Here is a 3,172-nt window from a genome sequence, read left to right on the forward strand (position 1 = left end):
CCTCAAAATACTCACCAACTTTTTGCTTATCAGGCTCCATCGCATTAACAATTAAATTAGAATGAATAACTGGATAAAAAAACACTTTATCCGCTTCATGCATTTTATATATAAAATCAGTTCCCTTTACTATAGATAGTGTTTTAGATTTATCCTTTATTCGATAGGTTGTCATCATTGGATAATAATCACCACTAATAACCAACTCTTTATATACATCTTTATAATAACCACTAACCCTTTGAGGTTCCATTTCATCAAATGTAATTATTTCGTTTATCGGTATATTCGTGATATCACCATTTTCAAATAAAGAATTTTTTTTATATTTAATTCCAATTGTGACATTACTTAATTTCCACTGACAGTTTCCACCACCATCGAAAGGGACCTGTGATTCAAAAAGGTCACTATTTTCTACCTGTTTAAGATTAACTTCAGTAAAATGAAATCCAGGGACTTCATAACTTTCGCCATTAGCATTACTTCGTTTCTTAAGACATTTAGTCGAACGGTACATCACGCCTAGCGGGAGTGCATCTATTTCATGCGGGATTTTCACCGTAACAGAAACACTCTTCCCGTTCAGCGGAGGAGACAAACCTTCATCCTTTTCACAACCAGATAACAAAACTGGCACCATCAACAGACTGTACTTAATCAGCTTTTTCAATTTCTTCCTCCGCAACGTTCTTAAACCGAGTGAGTGCATTTTTCCACGTATCATCTGACTCTGATATTAACAATGTAGCAGGTAGCATATCTTGTAACGAAAGGAAAAGACGGTTCCTGCTTACTTCATTTTTAGAAGTATTACTCTCTGGACTTATTGCTTGATTAAGTTTTTCTGCGAAAAGCTGTCTTTTTCTCTTTCTTTCCAAAGAACGATTAGTATCTATTAATTCGATAAGTTGATTATTGACAAAAGGCATATACTGGCTTGACATTAAGTGATTCATTGGATTAGTTAATGAATCGAGGTTAGGGTTGCTGTTCTTCGGAAAATGATGATTAAGACTGCTGGGGTCTAAACAATGTATAAATGTTTTTTGTTCTTCTTCCGACAAACAAGAAACACTTTCACTCAATGACGGTACAAGATAAAGCTTTGCTATACTTTTACTTTTATATGCAACAGTGATATTAGGGGAACGACTACTACCGCCACCAATCCAAAGAATAGGTTGTTTTTGCGACTGAGTTACCGACTGCTCCGCTTTAAAAAAGACCACAACATTACCGTGATGCCAATAAGGGTCACCAAATTTCACTCCCCCTGCCTGTAGTTGAATCTCAATAAGAGATAATCGAAATCCTAATAGAGTACCGAGCGGGCCCCATAGATCATACAACGCATTATCAAGCTCAGCTTCTGGTGGAACACTGGTAACCGAGTCTGAATCATTCACATGCCGGTAATGGGTAATACCCTGCAAAGATGAAATAGCCATTGCAGTGAAAGTACGAGGCATTCCATAAGTGTAAATAACAGGGTTATAGTTTTTCAGTGTTGCCGCATGTATAAGTGTTAATGCCCCACCAAGGCTATGACCACAGATAAAAAGCTCTCGTCCAGCCAATTTCTGTGTAATATCAGTAAATTTATCAGAGAATTTTTGTTGTGCTCGTTCAAAAGCATTCAGAAAACCTTTATGAGCACGTCCTATGGCAACTACTGCAGGACAAGGTATTGGACGAAACGTAGCATCTGTACTGATATCGCCAAATTTTGTGGGTTCAGTCCCTCGCCAGGCAATCAAAATCTGCTTCTGGTTACTGATATAAAATAATTGAGTGTCACCATCCGATGAATCCCCAACACTAGTATCCAGAAATGTAGGATTAACATAACGTTCACTGAACGGGACATCAATTATGACAGGGTGATATAACAACTGTGGAACCTGAGATAAATCCAGACATTGATGATTGAAAAATTTATTAATCTTATCACTGCCTGAATAGGCAAAGTCAGCCATCAGACCTAAATTCATAGCATTGACTATCGAATATTCTTTTGTGTGGTGTAACAGCAAACTCCAGGCCCTAAAAGGACAAATCTTAATAAGTATACGTGTATTAAAATACATATTGGAAATCAATAACCCAGAGAAATCAGGATCAGGAAAATGGAATTTAGGTAGTTTGGTATCTGCCCACTCCGGAATGTTGGGTGCTTTATCACAAAGCTGGCCTATTACAGTATAATAACAAATACACCCACTTTCTTTATCCACATTTATTGGAGCCATTTTCATTTGATACGCACTTACTCGCTCAAGACTCAATAGCCGTTTTTCCATTTCATCTGCGAGAGGTTGGGCCTCAATAAACAGTGTTAGGTCAAGATGGTGTAAACCCTCAATACGTATAATGCCACTGGCATCACTATTGCCAGTATACTCTTTCACATGCTCACTTTTGGTCGCATCATTAATGGCCCGATACGGCATATTAGCGACAGGCTTATTCATCTCATCCAGTAATTGGAATTCAACCCAACTTGTTTGGTTTTTTGCGCTGAGTGATACGATCTTACTTTCTTCTTTTATTGAAGTATTATGTTCTTTATTACTCACCTGTTAACCTCTTTTATTAGTCCTGAATTATATCTTATTAACAAAGAAATCCACTACGGGTTCCTTTTATTTTTCCATAAATAAGCACTATAAAAAACACCGACTAATAAAAAAGTTCATTAAATAACCTTCTTCTTATAGTGAGCAATCCAATATCCTTTATCTCCCGATGAATATATAAATTAATTTCTCTACTTCTCAGTAGGCTGGATAAATTGAACCATCAGAAATCATTGAGTCATCAGGCCTATTTTAACCTTTCCTTTAGCTCCATCTCGTTATCATAAGAAAATATTTTGGCGCTAACTTTAAGTTATTACCGTTAACACTTTCAAACTACCCATTGTGGGAAGTCACATCATCCGACGCTATCGTTGTCCCACTGCTGTGCCTGGTATTAGTTCTTTCCCCAGATGCTTCGCATCAATGTATTCTATCCCTAAATTAAACTCACTCAATTTCCATTGGCATGTCACCCACCTATCATGCTATTTTCTCTTGAGAGACATCATTATTAATTTTTTTGTATTAATGCATTCAATAAATAATAAGAGAGAAGTAGATTAGATTGAACTCAATTTCTCAAAGTCAGG

General features: G+C 36.7%; 1 protein-coding gene and 1 pseudogene. Both read right to left on the bottom strand.

Translation table 11 applies throughout. The features are described from left to right. A pseudogene (locus V1952_RS20905) lies at positions 1 to 673 on the bottom strand (hypothetical protein); the annotation flags it as partial. Continuing rightward, positions 657 to 2,579, bottom strand: coding sequence for a lipase family protein (locus V1952_RS20910; protein WP_420075463.1), 1,923 nt, complete (start codon positions 2,577 to 2,579; stop codon positions 657 to 659). The gene V1952_RS20910 and the pseudogene V1952_RS20905, both read right to left, overlap by 17 nt. Between the last annotated feature and the right edge of the window lie 593 nt (positions 2,580 to 3,172).

Source organism: Yersinia sp. 2542 StPb PI (genome assembly GCF_048593855.1).
Lineage (GTDB): Bacteria > Pseudomonadota > Gammaproteobacteria > Enterobacterales > Enterobacteriaceae > Yersinia > Yersinia enterocolitica_E.